16 protein-coding genes are annotated in these 16646 nt (G+C 73.3%); 8 read left to right on the top strand and 8 right to left on the bottom strand.

Annotated features, from left to right (window positions below; all coding sequences use genetic code 11):
- Positions 1–36: 36 nt before the first annotated feature.
- Positions 37–837, bottom strand: a complete 801-nt coding sequence (chcB, locus tag CP973_RS34070) for a 2-cyclohexenylcarbonyl CoA isomerase (protein WP_150247710.1) — start codon at positions 835–837, stop codon at positions 37–39.
- Positions 838–1151: 314 nt separating this feature from the next.
- On the opposite strand from chcB, the gene CP973_RS34065 reads away from it, so the two are divergent.
- On the top strand, positions 1152–1319 hold the full coding sequence (locus tag CP973_RS34065; protein ID WP_003985072.1) for a DUF3117 domain-containing protein: 168 nt from the start codon (positions 1152–1154) through the stop codon (positions 1317–1319).
- 152 nt (positions 1320–1471) lie between these two features.
- On the opposite strand, the gene CP973_RS34060 is transcribed toward CP973_RS34065, so the two are convergent.
- Positions 1472–2155, bottom strand: a complete 684-nt coding sequence (locus tag CP973_RS34060; protein ID WP_150247708.1) for an O-methyltransferase — start codon at positions 2153–2155, stop codon at positions 1472–1474.
- A 276-nt stretch (positions 2156–2431) separates the two neighbouring features.
- On the opposite strand from CP973_RS34060, the gene sigE reads away from it, so the two are divergent.
- The 5 genes from sigE to CP973_RS34035 all read left to right on the top strand — a co-directional run bounded on the left by sigE (position 2432) and on the right by CP973_RS34035 (position 7749).
- Entirely contained in the window at positions 2432–3121 is a 690-nt protein-coding gene (gene sigE / locus CP973_RS34055; RefSeq protein WP_150247706.1) for an RNA polymerase sigma factor SigE, read from the top strand.
- On the top strand, positions 3118–4101 hold the full coding sequence (locus tag CP973_RS34050) for a zf-HC2 domain-containing protein (RefSeq protein WP_150247704.1): 984 nt from the start codon (positions 3118–3120) through the stop codon (positions 4099–4101). The genes sigE and CP973_RS34050 overlap by 4 nt, the downstream gene beginning before the upstream one ends.
- A 136-nt stretch (positions 4102–4237) precedes the next feature.
- Positions 4238–6247 carry a trypsin-like peptidase domain-containing protein gene (locus CP973_RS34045; protein ID WP_150247702.1) on the top strand — a complete coding sequence of 670 codons (2010 nt, stop codon included), beginning with the start codon at positions 4238–4240 and terminating at the stop codon, positions 6245–6247.
- 169 nt (positions 6248–6416) lie between these two features.
- A complete protein-coding gene (locus CP973_RS34040; protein WP_150247700.1) occupies positions 6417–6905 on the top strand; it encodes a sec-independent translocase in 489 nt (162 codons plus the stop codon).
- Between the two features lie 127 nt (positions 6906–7032).
- Positions 7033–7749, top strand: coding sequence for a hypothetical protein (locus CP973_RS34035; protein WP_150247698.1), 717 nt, complete (start codon positions 7033–7035; stop codon positions 7747–7749).
- A gap of 136 nt (positions 7750–7885) precedes the next feature.
- On the opposite strand, the gene CP973_RS34030 is transcribed toward CP973_RS34035, so the two are convergent.
- The 3 genes from CP973_RS34030 to CP973_RS34020 all read right to left on the bottom strand — a co-directional run bounded on the left by CP973_RS34030 (position 7886) and on the right by CP973_RS34020 (position 11025).
- The gene (locus tag CP973_RS34030) at positions 7886–9046 is read right to left on the bottom strand and encodes an Mrp/NBP35 family ATP-binding protein (protein WP_150247696.1); all 1161 of its coding nucleotides are present in this window, start codon (positions 9044–9046) and stop codon (positions 7886–7888) included.
- Positions 9047–9146: 100 nt separating this feature from the next.
- Positions 9147–9737 (bottom strand): DUF1003 domain-containing protein, encoded by a 591-nt coding sequence (locus CP973_RS34025; protein WP_150247694.1) that lies wholly within the window; start codon positions 9735–9737, stop codon positions 9147–9149.
- The gene (locus tag CP973_RS34020) at positions 9727–11025 is read right to left on the bottom strand and encodes a magnesium transporter MgtE N-terminal domain-containing protein (RefSeq protein WP_150250679.1); all 1299 of its coding nucleotides are present in this window, start codon (positions 11023–11025) and stop codon (positions 9727–9729) included. The genes CP973_RS34025 and CP973_RS34020 overlap by 11 nt, the downstream gene beginning before the upstream one ends.
- A 360-nt stretch (positions 11026–11385) precedes the next feature.
- On the opposite strand from CP973_RS34020, the gene CP973_RS34015 reads away from it, so the two are divergent.
- Positions 11386–12099: a hypothetical protein gene (locus CP973_RS34015; protein ID WP_150250677.1), complete on the top strand. Its 714-nt coding sequence runs from the start codon at positions 11386–11388 to the stop codon at positions 12097–12099.
- Positions 12100–12180: 81 nt separating this feature from the next.
- Here the strand turns inward: CP973_RS34015 and CP973_RS34010 are convergent, their stop codons facing one another.
- Both CP973_RS34010 and CP973_RS34005 read right to left on the bottom strand, forming a co-directional pair.
- On the bottom strand, positions 12181–12747 hold the full coding sequence (locus CP973_RS34010) for a hypothetical protein (protein ID WP_150247692.1): 567 nt from the start codon (positions 12745–12747) through the stop codon (positions 12181–12183).
- Positions 12748–12803: 56 nt separating this feature from the next.
- Positions 12804–13940 carry a magnesium and cobalt transport protein CorA gene (locus tag CP973_RS34005; RefSeq protein ID WP_150247690.1) on the bottom strand — a complete coding sequence of 379 codons (1137 nt, stop codon included), beginning with the start codon at positions 13938–13940 and terminating at the stop codon, positions 12804–12806.
- A gap of 520 nt (positions 13941–14460) precedes the next feature.
- On the opposite strand from CP973_RS34005, the gene CP973_RS34000 reads away from it, so the two are divergent.
- Positions 14461–15057, top strand: a complete 597-nt coding sequence (locus CP973_RS34000) for a suppressor of fused domain protein (RefSeq protein ID WP_150247688.1) — start codon at positions 14461–14463, stop codon at positions 15055–15057.
- A 207-nt stretch (positions 15058–15264) separates the two neighbouring features.
- On the opposite strand, the gene CP973_RS33995 is transcribed toward CP973_RS34000, so the two are convergent.
- Entirely contained in the window at positions 15265–16581 is a 1317-nt protein-coding gene (locus CP973_RS33995; protein WP_150247686.1) for an MFS transporter, read from the bottom strand.
- Between the last annotated feature and the right edge of the window lie 65 nt (positions 16582–16646).

Below are 16646 nucleotides of genomic sequence, written 5' to 3'. Positions count from 1 at the left end.
GTCCGGCCGGGCTGCCGGGCCCGGGGTTTCTCCCGGCTAGCGCCCCAGGAAGCGCGGCTTCTCCTTCTTCACGAAGGCCTCCACCGCGATGTGGTGATCTTCCGAGGCGCCGGCCCGCGTCTGGAGTTCCTCCTCCTTGGCGAGCGTCTCGGTGAGGGTGTGCGCGGCCCCGTACGCCAGGGACTCCTTGATCGCGGCGTAGGCGGCGGTCGGCCCCGCGGCCAGCGTGCGCGCCACCGCCGCCGCCTCGGCCGCCAAGTCCGCCGCCGGGACGACCTTGTTGGCGATGCCCAGGCCGTAGGCCTCCTGGGCGGTGATGCTGCGCGGGAAGAGCAGCAGGTCGGCGGCGCGGCCGTGGCCGACGAGGCGGGGCAGCGTCCAGGAGATCCCGGAGTCGGCGGTGAGCGCGACGCCCGCGAAGGAGGTGTTGAAGGAGGCGGTGTCGGCGACCACCCGGAAGTCGGCGGCCAGCGCGAAGCCGGCGCCGGCGCCCGCCGCGACCCCGTTCACCCCCGCCACCACCGGCTTCGGCATCCCGGCGAGCGCCGTGACGATGGGGTTGTAGTGCTCGCGCACGGTGCTCATGGTCTGCCCGGAGCCGGTCGCGCGGTCCTCGGCCAGCAGCCCGACGTGCTCCTTGAGGTCCTGTCCCACGCAGAAGGCCCGCCCGGTGGCGGTCAGCAGGACGGCCCGTACGGCCGGGTCGGCGGCGGCCTCCCGCAGCGTGTCCCGCAGGGCGGCCTTGGCCTCCGTGTTCATCGCGTTCATCGCGTCGGGACGGTTGAGGGTGATCGTCCCGACGCCGTCGGTGACGTCGTAGAGCACGGTGTCGGCCATGGTGAGGGGTCCCTCCGTCGCGGCTCGGGCTGCCCGGCTGTGGCAGCCGTCGCTCAGGATGCCGGAGATCATCGGCGCCCGTCATGTGACGTACGTCAAACAACCGGCCGGGACCGGACACCGGTCGATGGCGAAGTATCGCAGCCCACTCCCCGAATTGGGTGGTTTTGCGAGAGCGCGTTGCCGAAGGGATGCTCCCCGATGTTGGTCATCGGGTCGTGCGATGCGGGATAATGGCCTGGAAGCAATGTGTTCGATGCCGGTGACACCTGGGTTGTCGGCTGCGTGAGCTGGTTTCAGGAAGGGGAACGAGCATGGCGGCCATGAAGCCGCGGACGGGCGACGGCCCGCTCGAGGTGACCAAGGAGGGGCGGGGCATCGTCATGCGCGTTCCGCTCGAAGGCGGCGGTCGACTCGTCGTCGAGCTGACTCCCGACGAAGCCAAGGCCCTGGGCGAGGCCCTGGAAAAGGTCACCGTCTGACAGGGCAGCCGCCCTGATGCTGCGGTTTCCCGGGGCTGACCCCTGGACCCCCAGCCGAATACCCGGGCCCCGGCCGGTGCTCGCGCGCATGCGCGACGCCTGCCGGGGCCGTTTTCGTTCCAGGGCGCCGCCCGCCCGCCGCCCGCCCGTGATCATCCGCGCTTGACCGCGCACAGCAGCCCGTCGCCCACCGGCAGCAGGGACGAGACCAGCGCGTCGCTCTCGCGCAGCGTCCGCAGCAGCTCCCGCAGGTGCAGCACCTCGGCGGGCTGGGCCGCGGAGTCGACGGTACGGCCGTCGGCGAAGACGCCCTCGAAGCAGACCAGGCCGCCGGGGCGCAGCAGCCGCAACGATTCAGCGAGGTAGTCGAGGCACTCCATGCGGTCGCCGTCGCAGAAGACGAGGTCGTAGCCGCCGTCCGCGAGCCGGGGCAGGACGTCCAGGGCGCGGCCGGGGATGAAGCGCGCGCGGTTGCCGGCGAAGCCCGCCTCCCGGAACGCCTGCTTCGCGAACTGCTGCCGTTCCGGTTCCAGATCGACCGTCGTCAGGACGCCGTCCGGCCGCATACCGTGCAAAAGGTAGATACCCGACACTCCGGTGCCGGTGCCGATCTCGGCGACCGCCTTGGCGTCCGCCGTCGCGGCCAGCAGGCGCAGGGCGGTGCCGGTGCCCGTGGAGACCGCGCGGATGCCCGCCTCCCGCGCGCGCTCGCGGGACCAGTGCAGGGCGGCGTCGGCCTTGTCGTCGATGGTCCCGGCGCCGTACGCCTCGGCGAATGCCAAGCTCGTCTGCCGGTTGCCGGTAATGGCCCTCTCCTGTCCCCGTAGTTGACGCAACCGTGACTGTATCCGCTGCGTGCGGGAACCCGCAGATGGGACCGGGCGTTGAGGCACTGCAGGGGGGATGCGTCGGTGAAGACCCAGCGAGATGTGCGGGATGACACGAAGCCAGACCAAAAGCAGGTCAAATCTGCTTATCCGGAGCTAACGGGCGAGGTGGATATGGTAGGGGCTCTACTGGACACCACCAGAGCCACCAGGGGAGGTGCGGCTGCGACGGGTGACCGATGGGCGCGCAGGCGCTTCAGGCGGTCGGCCGTCGAGCCGAAATCCGTGACAGACACCGCTGACCGTTCCCGCTCCCACGGCCTCAAGGGCCGGGCAGGGGCCGCCGACACCGCTACGACAGCGACCTTCGCCGCCGAAGCGGACGCGCAGGTCTGGTCCCCGCCCAGCTGGGAGGAGATCGTCAGCACCCACAGCACCCGTGTCTACCGGCTCGCCTACCGCCTCACCGGCAACCAGCACGACGCCGAGGACCTGACGCAGGAGGTGTTCGTCCGCGTCTTCCGCTCGCTGTCGACGTACACCCCCGGCACCTTCGAGGGCTGGCTGCACCGCATCACGACCAACCTCTTCCTGGACATGGTCCGCCGCCGCCAGCGCATCCGCTTCGACGCGCTCGGCGACGACGCGGCCGAGCGGCTCCCCAGCCGCGAGCCCTCCCCGCAGCAGCACTTCAACGACACCCACTTCGACGCCGACGTGCAGCAGGCGCTGGACACCCTCGCGCCCGAGTTCCGCGCCGCCGTGGTGCTCTGCGACATCGAGGGCCTGTCGTACGAGGAGATCGCCGCCACCCTTGGCGTCAAGCTGGGCACGGTCCGCAGCCGGATCCACCGCGGCCGCTCCCACCTGCGCAAGGCGCTCAAGCACCGCTCCCCGGCCGCCCGCGCCGAGGAGCGCGAGCGCGAACAGCGGACGCTCACTTCGCTCACTACAGGGGAGGTCGGAATCGCGTGAGCGGTACAGGCGGTCCGTCCCCCGCCGAGCATCATCTCGGCGACCGCCTCGCGGCTCTGGTCGACGGGGAGTTGGGGCATGACGCGCGCGAGCGGGTGCTCGCGCATCTCGCTACGTGTGGAAAGTGCAAGGCGGAGGCCGACGACCAGCGACAGCTGAAGAACGTCTTCGCGGAAACCGCGCCCCCCGGACCCTCCGAGGGGCTGCTGGCGCGTCTCCAGGGCCTGCCCGGAGGTGATGCCGACGGCTATGGAAGGCGGCTGGGCCGCGGCGGCCTCGGCGGCGGCGCGTTCGGCGGTGACCTCGCCGCGGGCGGCGACTTCGAGGCGCGCGGCGGCTCGATCCGCTACGCCCCGTCCGGCGCCCACGCCATCGGCGCGGTGCCGCGGCAGCCGCGCTCGCGGGGGTTCCGTATCCACGAGGCGGAGCGGTCCGCGCCGCAGCGCCGCCGGTTCGCCGCCGCGGCGGCCGGCGCGGTCTCGCTGGCGGCGTTCGCGCTCGGCGGCGCGCTGCCGCTGGAGGCCGCGGTCGACACCCCTGGCGGCCGTACGGACGGTACGGGCAGCCAGACGACACCGCTCAGCGCCACCCCGGGCCTCTACGGCCGGCCCGGCCCGGGCCAGGGCGCGCCGATGTCCGCCACCGGCACCCCCTGGTCCCGTACGCTCCCGGTCGCGGGCATCACCGCGGAGCCGGCGCCCAGCTCACTGGGGCTGACCGGGCCGTCCGCGCCGGCGGCCGCGCGCCCCGCCCCACCGCTGCCCGTCCGGCCGTCCGACGGCCGCTCCGCCCTGACGGTGCTGAGCGGTCAGAGCCTGCCGTACCTCGCACCGGCCGTCGCGTCCCCGCCGCCCGGCGCCCGTGCCGAAGGCCCGCCGTCGCCGTCCGCGGACGCCGGGCGCCCCCTGGCCGGGGCCTTCGGACCGCCCGCCCCCGCCTCCCGGGAGGCGCTGACCGCCCACCGCCCCGCCCCGCGCTGACCGGACCCTGCGCGCGGCCGCGCGGACCTGGTTGAATCGCTGTCCGGGTGGCGCTTTTCGCCGGGCTCTTGCCGGACGCGCCGCCGGTGAGGTGGCGATGCCCGCGTGACACAGCGGGCGAATCGGTGGGGAGATCATGGACGAGGGGACGGCCGCCGGGCCGAAGCGGAACTGGTGGAGCCGGCCGGGGCAGCGGCCCGCGCATCCGGCGGCGGACTCCGGGGCCGTGCCCGGTGACGCGGCGCCGGGTCCCGAACGGGACGCCCCGACGCGGGAGTTCCCGGCGGGGGCTGGGGGCGGAAGCGGTGAGGTGCCCGGGGCTTCGGGGGATGATGTGACGTCGGGTGATGCGCCCGCACCGGGCGGTGCGTCCGGCCCTGGCGCGGCATCGGGACCGGCCGCCTCCGGCGCGCCCTCCGACGTACCGCCGCCGGCCGACCGGGTCCCCGCGCCGCCGTCCGCCCCGCCGCGGCAGCCGCTGCACCCCCAGGACCCGTACGGCACGCCTCCGTACGGCGACCCCGGGCCCTGGGCACCCGCGCCGCCGGTGCAGCGCCCGACGGCCACCCCGGCCCACGGCACCGCCGCGCCCGTACCGCCCCAGCAGCCGTACCCGGCCCAGCCGCAGCCTGCCGCGGCCCCGGCGGCGGCCCAGCCCCAGCCGTACGCCGACTCCGTCCGTACGCCGATGCCGCAGGCCGAGCCGACCGCGCACGACCCTTCCGCGCACGCCACGGCCGCCCCGTACGATCCCGCGGCCACCCCGTCCTCCGGCACGGACACCACCGTGCTCGCCAAGGGCGACGGCGCGCGGCTGCCCGCCGTGGCGCACGACGCGTCCGGTGCGCCGCTCCCGCCCGAGGCGCATAGCGGGACCCACCCGGGGCCGCCGCCCGTACCGCCGCCGGGGATGCACCAGCAGGGCGGGGCGACGGGCCACTGGCAGCAGTACGACCCGTGGCGCACGCCGCAGCACGGCGCGGCGATGCCGCTGGGCACGCCGCCCCCGCCCCCGGCGCCTCCCCGGCGCAGCCGCCGCGGCGCGCTGGCCGCCGGAGCGGTCGCGCTGGCGCTGCTGGCGGGCGGCGTCGGCGGCGGCGTCGGCGCGTACATCGAGCGCAACGGCGGCCTGGGCTCCATCGAGCTGCCGCAGGACACCGGCGACCAGGGCGGCGGCCGCAAGCCGGACAGCGTCGCCGGCATCGCTCAGGCGGCCCTGCCTAGCGTGGTCACCCTGCACGTCCGCGGCAACGCCGAGCAGGGCACCGGCACCGGCTTCGTCCTCGACAAGCAGGGCCACATCCTCACCAACAACCATGTCGTCGAGCCGGCCGGCACCGGCGGCGAGATATCGGTCTCCTTCAGCGGCGGCGAGACCGCCAAGGCCAAGGTCATCGGCCGGGACGGCGGCTACGACCTGGCCGTCGTGCAGGTCCAGGGCGTCTCCGGGCTGCGCCCGCTGGCCCTCGGCGACTCCGACTCCGTACGGGTCGGCGACCCGGTCGTGGCCATCGGCGCCCCGTACGACCTGGCCAACACGGTGACCGCGGGCATCATCAGCGCCAAGCAGCGGCCCATCACCGCGGGCGGCAAGAAGGGCGACGGCAGCGACGTCTCGTACGTGGACGCCCTGCAGACCGACGCCCCGATCAACCCGGGCAACTCCGGCGGCCCGCTCGTCGACTCCCGGGCCCGGGTGATCGGCATCAACAGCGCCATCCGCGCGGCCGGCAACTCCGGCGGCGGCCTGGAGGGCGGCGGCCAGGGCGGCAGCATCGGCCTGGGCTTCGCCATACCGATCAACCAGGGCAAGTGGGTGGCCGAACAGCTGATCAACAAGGGCAAGGTCATGCACCCGGTGATCGGGGTCACGCTGGAGATGGAGTACGCGGGCGACGGCGCGCGGGTCAGCTCCAAGAGCAAGGACGGCGGGGCCCCCGTCACCCCCGGCGGCCCGGGCGCCAAGGCGGGCATCCAGCCACGCGACGTGATCACCAAGGTGGACGGGCAGCCCGTGCACAGCGGCGAGGAGCTGATCATCAAGATCCGCAGCCACCGGCCGGGCGACCGGCTCACGCTGACCCTGCGCCGGGACGGCAGGGAGCAGACCGCGCAGCTCACGCTGGGCGCCTCCAGCCAGGAATGAGCGCGGCCCCGGGCACCCGCCGGGAGCGTTTGCGCGGTGTTGGGGCGGGCGACTCCCGCCGGACGCCCGGGGCCAGGTACCGTGATAGGCGGCCTGGCCCATAGGCCGGACATGTCCCCCTCGACCCTCAGGTCCCGGTAGGCCGCGGATTACCCCAAGGAGCTGCAAGGTGTTCTTCGACATAGGACCCCTAGAGCTGGTCGCGCTCGTGATCCTTGCGGTTCTGATCTTCGGGCCGGACAAGCTGCCCAAGGTGATCTCGGATGTCATGGGGTTCGTGCGCAAGGTGCGGGCGTTCTCGGACAACGCCAAGGAGGACATCCGCAGCGAGCTGGGGCCGGAGTTCAAGGACTTCGAGTTCGAGGACCTCAAGCCGCGCAACTTCGTGCGCAAGCACGTGCTGGAGAACGACCAGTACGGCCTTCAGGAGATCCGTAACGGCTTCGACCTGAAGAAGGAGATGGCCGAGGTCACGGACGCCGTGCACGGCACCGACAGCGCCTCCTCCGCCGACCGGGGGTCCGCGTCCCGGGTGAGCTTCGACAAGGGCGGGCCGGACACGGGCTCCGGCGGCGGGTCCGCGGCGCCCGACCTGTTCAAGAAGGGCGCGAAGTCCTCGCCGGGCGAGCGCCCGCCGTTCGACCCTGATGCCACCTGACTCGTCTTATGCAAGCCTTATGCCTGCTGGTGCCGACCGGGTTGACTATGCTCCCCGTGTCCGGGGTGAGGTCGCCTGAGGGGGGCGGGCCGCCCACGACATTGGGCAACTAGGAGGCTCCGCGCAGATGGAGACGACGGGTCGGGCAGGAGTGCAGGCGGTCACCGCCGACGCCGCGCGCAAGGTGGACGGCTATCTGATGGCCGCGTTCCCGTGGTACGGACTCGACGAGGCGTTCACCGGCCCCCGCTGGCTGATGCAGGTCGGCGCGGCGGCGGACGGCACGGTCGAGCACGGCGCCACCGGCCACGGCCAGGAACCCACCATAAGGGTGGAGACCGCGCCGGACGCGGAACGCTTCGCGATCGTGGTGACCGTCGCGAGCCGGCCGGTGCGGCGCAGCGCCGACGGCACGGGAGTCCTGGAGGCCACCTCCGTCGCCACGGCGGCCTGGCTCGCCGGGTCGGGCCTGCTCTCCCGTACGTGGCCGACGCAGATGGACCGCTCGCTGCGCCAGGACTGGCTGGACCAGCAGACGATGCTCGCCTGGGAGCTGGCCGACGACCTCGGCGGCGAGGGCTGGAGCGCGCTGACGCTGCCGGTGGACGGCGTGCCGACACCGTTCCGCTACCGCGAGTCGGAGTACGGCTGGGTGCTGGCCGGCTCGGCCGGTGACGGCCCCGGGGGCGTGCACATCGGGGCGTACGGGCGCGGGATGAGCGCGTACGGGCTGGGCTTCGCCGTGGTCAAGGACCTGAGCGTGTACGAGCACGGCAGGCGCGGCGCGGCCAGGGAGGACGCGCGGGCGGACGACGTGCCCGCGGAGGGCGTGACCGCGGACTGAGGGCGGGGCCGGAGGCCACCCGAGCGGCCGGAGACCGGCCCGGCCGGCCCGGACGGCAGCACCGAGAAGGGGCGAGCCCGTCGGGCCCGCCCCTCCGCGCGTTCCGGCCACCGCGTCGCGCGGCGCCCGGACCGGCTCAGAACTTGTTGCGCGGCGTGATGCCCAGCGACATGCCCGCCAGGCCGCGCTGCCGGCCGCCCAGCTTGCCCGCGATGGCGCGGATCGCCGCGCCGGCGGGGGACTCCGGATCGGTCAGCACCACCGGCCTGCCCTCGTCGCCGCCCTCGCGCAGCCGGACGTCGATCGGGATGGCGCCCAGCACCGGCACCTGTGTGCCGGTCGTCTTCGTCAGGCCCTCGGCGACCCGCTCGCCGCCGCCGGTGCCGAACACGTCCACCATCTCGTCACAGTGCGGGCAGGGCAGCCCGGACATGTTCTCCACCACGCCGACGATCTTCTGGTGGGTCTGTACGGCGATGGAGCCGGCCCGCTCGGCGACCTCCGCCGCGGCCTGCTGCGGGGTGGTGACGACCAGGATCTCCGCGTTCGGGATCAGCTGCGCCACCGAGATGGCGATGTCACCGGTGCCCGGGGGCAGGTCGAGCAGCAGCACGTCCAGGTCGCCCCAGTACACGTCGGCCAGGAACTGCTGGAGCGCGCGGTGCAGCATCGGGCCGCGCCAGACCACCGGGGCGTTGCCCGGGGTGAACATGCCGATGGAGATGACCTTCACGCCGTTGGCCGACGGCGGCATGATCATGTTCTCGACCTGGGTGGGCCGGCCGTCCGCGCCCAGCATCCGGGGCACCGAGTGGCCGTAGATGTCGGCGTCCACCACACCGACCTTCAGGCCGTCGGCGGCCATCGCCGCGGCCAGGTTGACCGTCACCGAGGACTTGCCGACGCCGCCCTTGCCGGAGGCGACCGCGTACACCCGGGTCAGCGAGCCGGGCTTGGCGAACGGCACCTCGCGCTCGGCGGTGCCGCCGCGCAGCGCGGAGGCCAGCTCCTTGCGCTGCTCGTCGCTCATCACGTCCAGCTCGACCTGGACGCCGGTGACGCCCTCGACGCGCGTCACGGCGTCCCGCACGTTCGCGGTGATCGTCTCGCGCATCGGGCAGCCCGCGACCGTCAGATAGACCGCCACCGCGACCGTGCCGTCCGCCGCGATCTCCACCGATTTGACCATGCCGAGGTCGGTGATGGGGCGGTGGATCTCGGGGTCGTTCACCGTGGCGAGCGCGGCGCGGACCGCGTCCTCGCTGGGCGCTGCGCTTCGGGGCGTGTCGGTAGCCATGTGCCAAGGGTACGGCGCTTGAGGGGGCCTCCGGAAAGGCCGGTCGGCGGTCGTGTTCGTCACTCCCGGCGTGCCGGTCCCCTCCTCGGCCCGCCCCCGGCTACTCCCGCCGCCGGTACTCCCCCTCGCTCTCCGCGTCCACCAGCTGACGCAGCTCCAGCTCCTTGAGCACGTCCTGGAGTTCGGAGCGGATCCAGTCGCGGGTGGCCACCTCGCCCAGGCCCAGCCGGAGCGCCGCGATCTCCCGGGTCAGGTACTCGGTGTCGGCGATGGCGCGCTCGTTCTGCTTGCGGTCCTGTTCGCGGGTGACCCGGTCCCGGTCGTCCTGCCGGTTCTGCGCGAGCAGGATCAGCGGGGCCGCGTAGGACGCCTGGAGCGAGAGCATCAGCGTCAGGAAGATGAACGGGTACTTGTCGAAGCGCAGATGGTCGGGCGCGGCGACGTTCCAGATGATCCACACCACGATGATCACCGTCATCCAGACGATGAAGCGGCCGGTCCCCAGGAAGCGGGCGATCTTCTCCGACAGCCGCCCGAACGCCTCCGGGTCGTACTCCGGCAGCAGGCTGCGGCGCGGCGCGCGCGGCTGGTCCAGGCGCACGCGGGGGCGCCCGCCGCCCACTCCGGACCCGGGCGTCGCGCTCAGCGCCCGCGCGCGCTCCTTGACACCGTCCCGTTCCTCAGCGCCCATCGTCCGGCTCTCCCTCCCGGTCCGCCGCTGCGCCGGGCGGGCCGTGCATCTCCGCCTCGCGCCAGTCCTCGGGCAGCAGGTGGTCCAGTACGTCGTCGACGGTCACCGCGCCCAGCAGGGAGCCGCTCTCGTCCACGACGGGCGCCGCGACCATGTTGTAGGTGGCCAGATAGCTGGTCACGTCGTTCAGCGGGGTGTCCGGCGGAAGCGGTGGCAGGTCGGTGTCGGCGACGGAGCTGACGAGCGTGAACGGCGGGTCGCGCAGCAGCCGCTGGAAGTGCACCAGGCCCAGGTACTTGCCGGTCGGCGTCTCGTCCGGCGGCCGGCACACGTACACCTGCGCGGCCAGTGACGGCGAGAGGTCCGGGTCGCGCACCCGGGCCAGCGCGTCCGCGATCGTCGCGTCCGGCCGCAGCACGATCGGCTCGGTCGTCATCAGGCCGCCCGCGGTGCGCTCCTCGTACGCCATCAGGCGCCGTACGTCCGCCGCGTCGTCCGGCCGCATCAGACCGAGCAAACGTTCCTTCTCCTCCTCCGGCAGCTCGGAGAGCAGGTCGGCGGCGTCGTCCGGGTCCATCGCCTCCAGGACGTCGGCGGCCCGCTCCTCCGCGAGCTTGCCCATGATCTCGACCCGGTCGTCCTCCGGCAGCTCCTCCAGGACGTCCGCCAGCCGGGCGTCGTCCAGCGCGGCCGCCACCTCGCCGCGCCGCTTCGGCGTCAGGTGGTGCAGGGCGCTCGCCAGGTCGGCCGGGCGCAGCTGGTCGAAGGTGGCGAGCAGGTTCTCCGCGCCCTGCCCGTGCTCCTCCAGCGAGAAACCGGTGACCGCCGACCACTCGACCGTCAGCACCTCTCCCTTGCGACGCAGCGCCCCGCCCTTCCCCTTCCGCACGAAGACCTTCTCGATCTCCCAGTCGCGGCGGGCCGGCAGCTGGGTGATGCCGATGTCGAGGACGGTGGCCTCCTCGCCCGTCTCGACCAGGCGCACCCGGCGGTCCAGCAGCTCGCCGAGGACCAGCGTCTCCGAGGCGCGCTGTTCGAAGCGCCGCATGTTGACCACGCCGGTGGTGATGACCTGGCCGGACTCCACACCCGTCACCCGGGTCATCGGCAGGAAGATCCGGCGCCGGCTGATCACCTCGACGACCAGGCCCAGCAGCCGGGGCGGCCGGCCGCCGACCCGCAGCAGCGCCACCAGGTCGCGTACCCGGCCGACCTGGTCGCCGTTGGGGTCGAAGACGGCGATGCCCGAGAGGTGCGAGACGAACACCCGGGGGGTGACCACCGCCATGCCGAGTGCCTCCGCTTCCGTTCCGCCGCCGCCGTGTCCGGGCCGCCGCGTCGCCACGGTCGCGCCCGTTCCTGCCTCGCGTTACGTGTTGCCGCTTCGCCGCAGGTGAAGCCTCCCGCGGAGCCTTGATCCGAATTCAGGCTAACGTGCACCGGCCGGTGCCGCCCGGGTGGGAAGGGCCGTACGGTGTCCACCACGTACTCCGCCGTACGGCGTGCCCGCCCCGGGTACGCTGCCGTACTGCCGCCGAGGTCATCCGCACCAGGAAGCAGAGCCGTCGTGACCACATTCCCCCCGGCAGGCCCCGCCCGGGCCTGCTCCCGCCGCCCGGCCGTACCGCACCGCAGGCGCGGGGCGGCGCTGACGGCGGCGGTGTGCGCGGTGCTCGCCGGGGTGCTGGCGGGCTGTGCGGCCGAGGACCCGGACGCCGGCACGAACGGGGTCGGCAAGCTGCCCGCCGACCAGATCCAGACCAAGGCGCAGACGGCCGCCCGCGGTGCCGGAACGGTACGGCTGGCCGGCAACCTGGTCAGCCAGGGCCGTACGTACAAGTTCGACATGCGGCTCGGGCGGAACGGCGCCCAGGGCCAGCTGTCCACCAAGGCCGCCACCTTCCAGCTGCTGCGGGTCGGCGACGCGCTGTACCTGAAGGCGGACGCCGGCTTCTGGGAGCGCGAGAAGAGCGCCGACCCGTCGAAGAGCGACGGGACGGCCGCCTCCAAGCTCATCGGCAAGTACGTGAAGGTGCCCGCCTCCGACCCGGTCTACCAGCGCTTCAGCGGCTTCACGGACAAGAGCACGCTCCTGAGCAGCCTGCTGGGCCTGCACGGCAAGCTGACCACCGGCGAGCGCGGCACCGTCGACGGCACCCGCTCCATCCGCATCGCCGCCGCCCAGGGTTCCGGCGGCACGCTCGACGTCTCCCTCGAAGGCAAGCCGTACCCGCTGCGGCTGCGCCGCGCGGGCGGCGCCGGGGAGGTGCGGCTCACCGACTGGGACAAGCCGGTGGACCTGCGGGCGCCGGAGGCGGGCCAAGTGATCGACTACGGCAAGTCGATCACGATCGGCGACTAGGGCGGATCTTCCGGAACAGCCGGACGTCGTCCTCCGGATCAGCCGGGCGCCGCAAGCCCGGGCCAGGGGGCCCGCCGGCCCTCACCCCTTCCGCTTCCTCCGGAGAAGCTTCGGAAGGGCCGCGGGGATCGGCTGACGTGTGGTGGCCGGGGTGGGGAGGGGCGTGGCCGCCTGGGAGGAGCCGTCGAAATCCGTGTGGGCCGCGGCCTCCGCGACCGGGGTCAGCTTCAGGACGCGGCATTCGCGTGCCCAGCGCTCCGGCATCGTCTCCGCGTCCGGCGCGTTCAGCCGCTTGCCCTTGAGGTCCTCCACGGCGGCCTGCCACGCCTCGCCGTCCGGGGCCAGCTCGCCGACCCGGGCCTGCCAGCTGACCAGCCGGCCGCCCTTGTCCTTGCTGCGTACGGTGACGGTCGCGGTGCCGCCGTCCACCAGGCCGAGGTCGTGCAGCGGCTGCTCGTCGGCGGGGTCGGCGGCCCGGTCCGCACGGCCGGAGGCGGTGCCGACGACGCACGCGGCGCCGTCGTGCCAGACGTGCCACAGCGCCCGCGCCGGGCCGCTCGCGCCCTGTACCCAGATGAGGCCGGACTTCTTCGTGGCCTCTTCGATGAGCGCGCGGTCCAGCAGCGCCTGTGACACGGTCTCCGTCATGGGGCCAGCCTAATGGGGTCGACGGGGTCCGGGCGGGCCGCCCGGACCGCCGGGCGTCACAGCCAGCCGTTGCGCTTGAAGCCGCGGTGGATGCCGAAGCAGATGGCGACCGTGACCAGGAGGACGAGCGGGTAGCCGTACTTCCACTTCAGCTCGGGCATGTACTCGAAGTTCATGCCGTAGATCCCGGCGATCATCGTGGGCACCGCGAAGATCGCCGCCCATGAGGTGATCTTGCGCATGTCCTCGTTCTGCGCCACCGTCGCCTGCGCCAGGTTGGCCTGGAGGATCGAGTTGAGCAGGTCGTCGAAGGAGAGCACCTGCTCGGTGACCCGGGCCAGGTGGTCGGCCACGTCCCGGAAGTACTTCTGGATGTCGGTGTCGATCAGCCGCATCGGCCGCTCGCTGAGCACCTGCATCGGCCGCAGCAGCGGCGACACGGCCCGCTTGAACTCCAGTACCTCGCGCTTGAGTTGGTAGATCCGCCCGGCGTCGCCGCCCTTCGCCGAGCCCTTGCCGCCCGTGCCCTTGCCGTCCGACCCGGAGCTGAAGACGTCGATCTCCACCTCGTCGATGTCGTCCTGCATCGCCCCGGCCACCGCGATGTAGCCGTCCACGACCTGGTCGGCGATGGCGTGCAGCACCGCGGAGGGGCCCTTGCCGAGCAGCTCGGGGTCGTCCTGGAGGCGGTGGCGCAGCGCGCGCAGCGAGCCCTGGCCGCCGTGCCGCACGGTCACGATGAAGTCCCGGCCGGTGAAGCACATCACCTCGCCGGTCTCCACCACCTCGCTGGTGGCGGTCAGCTCCGCGTGCTCCACGTAGTGGACCGTCTTGAAGACGGTGAACAGGGTGTCGTCGTAGCGCTCCAGCTTGGGCCGCTGGTGGGCGTGGACGGCGTCCTCCACCGCCAGCGGGTGCAGCCCGAACTCCCGCGCGATCTCGGCGAATTCCGCTTCGGTGGGCTCGTGCAGCCCGATCCACGCGAAGCCGCCGTCGGCGCGGACGGAGGTCATCGCCTGGGACGGGGTGACGTGGTCGCTGACGCGCCGGCCGTCGCGGTAGACGCCGCAGTCCACGATGGCGCTGTTGGCGTGGGCGGCCTGGCGGGGGCCGGCCTCGTACTTGTACGACGGGGAGTCCTCGCGCCGCCGGGACGGGCGGACGGCGGCACGCAGGTCGCGGATCATCGACATGGGCAGGCTCCTTCACGGGCCGGCCGCCAGCCGCGGGCGCGCGGCGTAACGCTGCCCGGAACGTGGACGTACGCGTCGGCGCTGGCCATACGTCCGCAAAGCGGGCGGCGCTCCGTGCGCAGGTCTGACGGCAGTTCGCAGAAAACACGGAAACGAGAGTCGAAGGCGCTCTTCCGTCATCTGCTTCCGGCGCGAAGGCACTTCGCGGGTTTCACCGCGGGCGGCGGGGGTACGGAAGCCCCTGGATCAAGAAAGCCGCTGGGCGCGCGGGGAGATGACGGGAGAACTGTCGGTACTGCACGGTCGACTTGGATCCACCGCAGCCCCACCTCCTCCGGCCGGTCCCCGCTGGGGGACGAACGTCATTCCCTGACCAGACGGCAAGGCTATCAGCCGTCGGAACCGATCCGGCGCGCCTTTGCCCGTTCCATACGAACGCCCCCGCGCACGTCCCGGCGACGCGTACGCCCGTTCGCCGGGCGGCGGCGGCCGGGCCCGCGCCCCGGCCTATGCTCGCGGCATGTCTGACGTTCTTGAGCTGGTCGAAGCCCGTTTGCGTACGACCCTGGGCGAGCCGGACGCGCGCGCCGCCGTCACCTTCCTCGGCACCGACCGGATCGAGGTGCTGCGCTTCCTCGGCGGCGGCCCGGACGGTGATCTCGTGCGCTATGTCACCCTCGGAATGTCGGACCGGCCGATGACCGACCCCACGGCGGTACTGGCCGACCCGGTGCGCGGCCCGCGCGCCGAACTGGTCCTCTCGGTGCGGGCCGGCCGCGCCGACACCGACAAGGCGCTCCGCGCGCTCGCCGTGCTCGCCGCGTCCCCGCAGGTCGAGGGCGTGATCGTGGCGCCGGGCGCGGCACTGGACGTGGGGGAGCCGCTGTGGCCGGGCGCGCCGTTCACATCCGTACTGGTCGCGGAGTCCGGCGGCCTGATCGAGGACCTGGAGCTGGACGAGCCGCTGGACCCGGTCCGCTTCCTGCCGCTGCTGCCGATGACGCCCAACGAGGCCGCCTGGAAGCGGGTGCACGGCGCGGAGGCGCTCCAGGAGCGGTGGCTCAAGAGCGGGACGGATCTGCGCGATCCGCTGCGTGCGGGGGTTTCGCTGGCGTAGGGCGGGTGCCGTACGGGATCGGCGCGGGCGGGGGCGGGGCGGAGGTTTACAGGATCGGCGCTGCCTGGGGCTGGCAGGGACAGGACCGGCGTGCCGTGGGGCGGGCGCTCCGGCGTACGGGCGGGCGTGACGGCGTACGGGCGGCGTGACGGCGTGCGGCGCGCCGCCCGGGTGGGCGGCGCACCGTACCGTGGTGCTGAAGGCCCGTCAGCCGGCGAAGGCGGACACCCCGTCCTCGGTGGCGTGCCGCGGCGCCAGCTCGTGCGCCCGCAGGGTCAGCGCCCGGCGCCGTACGGCCACGATGGCCGCGCCGACCAGCGCCGCCAGCGCCGCGACCACGAACGGGACATGCGCGTCGGTCCACTCCTCGATCTTCGGCGCCAGGAACGGCGCCGCCGCCGCGGCGAACCAGCGCACGAAGTTGTAGCCCGCGCTCGCCACCGGCCGCGGCGCGTCGGAGACGCCGAGGGCCAGCTCGGTGAAGACGGTGTTGTTCAGGCCGATGAAGGCGCCGGACAGGATCGTGCAGACGACGGCGGTGGTGTGGTTGCCGTACCCGAGCACCAGCAGGTCCACGGCGAGCAGCACCAGCGAGCCGCCCAGCACCTTCAGCGACCCGAAGCGCTCCTGGACGCGCGGCGCCACCAGCACGGAGAAGACGGCGAGCAGCACGCCCCAGGCGAAGAACACACCGCCGGACTTGTACGGGCTCATGTCCAGCACGAACGGCGTGAAGGCCAGCACCGTGAAGAACGCGTAGTTGTAGAAGAAAGCGGAGACGGCGGTGGAGGCCAGGCCGCCGTGGCCGAGCGCCTTGACCGGGTCCAGTACGGACGTCTTGCGGGCCGGGCGGGGCTGCTCCTTGAGGAACGCGGTGATCGCGACGAAGCCGATGGCCATCAGGACGGCGGTGCCGAAGAAGGGGTAGCGCCACTTCATGTCGCCGAGGACCGCGCCGAGCAGCGGCCCGCAGGCCATGCCGAGGCCGAGCGCCGACTCGTACAGCAGGATCGCCGCGGCGCTTCCGCCCTCCCGTCGCTCGCCACCGCCCCGAGCCGAATCGCTTCGCGATGCCCCTATGGGATGCGCCGCGCCCACGATGACGGCGAGCGCGGTGGAGACGAACAGCGCGTTGCCGAGGCCCCAGCCGGCCCGGAAGCCGACCAGTTCGCCCACCGAGGAGGACGTGCCGGACAGGGCCGCGAAGACGACCACCAGCGCCAGTCCGGCCAGCAGCGTCTTGCGGCCGCCGATCCGGCTGGAGACGAAGCCGGTGACCAGCATCGCGATCGCGGTGATCAGGAAGTAGGAGGTGAACAGCAGGGAGACCTGGCTGTTGGAGGCGTGCAGTCCCTTGGCGATCGAGGGGAGGATCGGGTCGACGAGGCCGATGCCCATGAACGCGACGACCGAGGCGCCCGCCGTGGCCCAGACGGCCATCGGCTGGCGCAGGATGCTTCGGCCGCCCTCGTCGAACGGATCCTCTCCGGCGCCGCCGTGGCCGCCGGTGTCGCTTGACCGCATGCCGCTGTCCCTTCCTGCTCGTGGGCTTCCCGCTCCAACGGGCCGGGGCCCGAGGAAACGTTGCT

It is taken from the genome of Streptomyces albofaciens JCM 4342, assembly GCF_008634025.1.
In the GTDB taxonomy this organism is placed as follows: Bacteria; Actinomycetota; Actinomycetes; order Streptomycetales; family Streptomycetaceae; genus Streptomyces; species Streptomyces albofaciens.
Note: the sequence above shows the minus strand (reverse complement) of the source record. Positions and strands in the feature narration are given on the sequence as shown.

What these genes read in the sequence shown, in the direction of transcription:
- CP973_RS34010 (WP_150247692.1), bottom strand. Translation starts at nt 12,747, where the DNA reads ATGACGGAGACCGTGTCACAGGCGCTGCTGGACCGCGCGCTCATCGAA.
- CP973_RS34030 (WP_150247696.1), bottom strand. Translation starts at nt 9,046, where the DNA reads ATGGCTACCGACACGCCCCGAAGCGCAGCGCCCAGCGAGGACGCGGTC.
- chcB (WP_150247710.1), bottom strand. Translation starts at nt 837, where the DNA reads ATGGCCGACACCGTGCTCTACGACGTCACCGACGGCGTCGGGACGATC.
- CP973_RS34025 (WP_150247694.1), bottom strand. Translation starts at nt 9,737, where the DNA reads ATGGGCGCTGAGGAACGGGACGGTGTCAAGGAGCGCGCGCGGGCGCTG.
- CP973_RS33995 (WP_150247686.1), bottom strand. Translation starts at nt 16,581, where the DNA reads ATGCGGTCAAGCGACACCGGCGGCCACGGCGGCGCCGGAGAGGATCCG.
- CP973_RS34065 (WP_003985072.1), top strand. Translation starts at nt 1,152, where the DNA reads ATGGCGGCCATGAAGCCGCGGACGGGCGACGGCCCGCTCGAGGTGACC.
- CP973_RS34000 (WP_150247688.1), top strand. Translation starts at nt 14,461, where the DNA reads ATGTCTGACGTTCTTGAGCTGGTCGAAGCCCGTTTGCGTACGACCCTG.
- CP973_RS34020 (WP_150250679.1), bottom strand. Translation starts at nt 11,025, where the DNA reads ATGGCGGTGGTCACCCCCCGGGTGTTCGTCTCGCACCTCTCGGGCATC.
- CP973_RS34045 (WP_150247702.1), top strand. Translation starts at nt 4,238, where the DNA reads ATGGACGAGGGGACGGCCGCCGGGCCGAAGCGGAACTGGTGGAGCCGG.
- CP973_RS34035 (WP_150247698.1), top strand. Translation starts at nt 7,033, where the DNA reads ATGGAGACGACGGGTCGGGCAGGAGTGCAGGCGGTCACCGCCGACGCC.
- CP973_RS34005 (WP_150247690.1), bottom strand. Translation starts at nt 13,940, where the DNA reads ATGTCGATGATCCGCGACCTGCGTGCCGCCGTCCGCCCGTCCCGGCGG.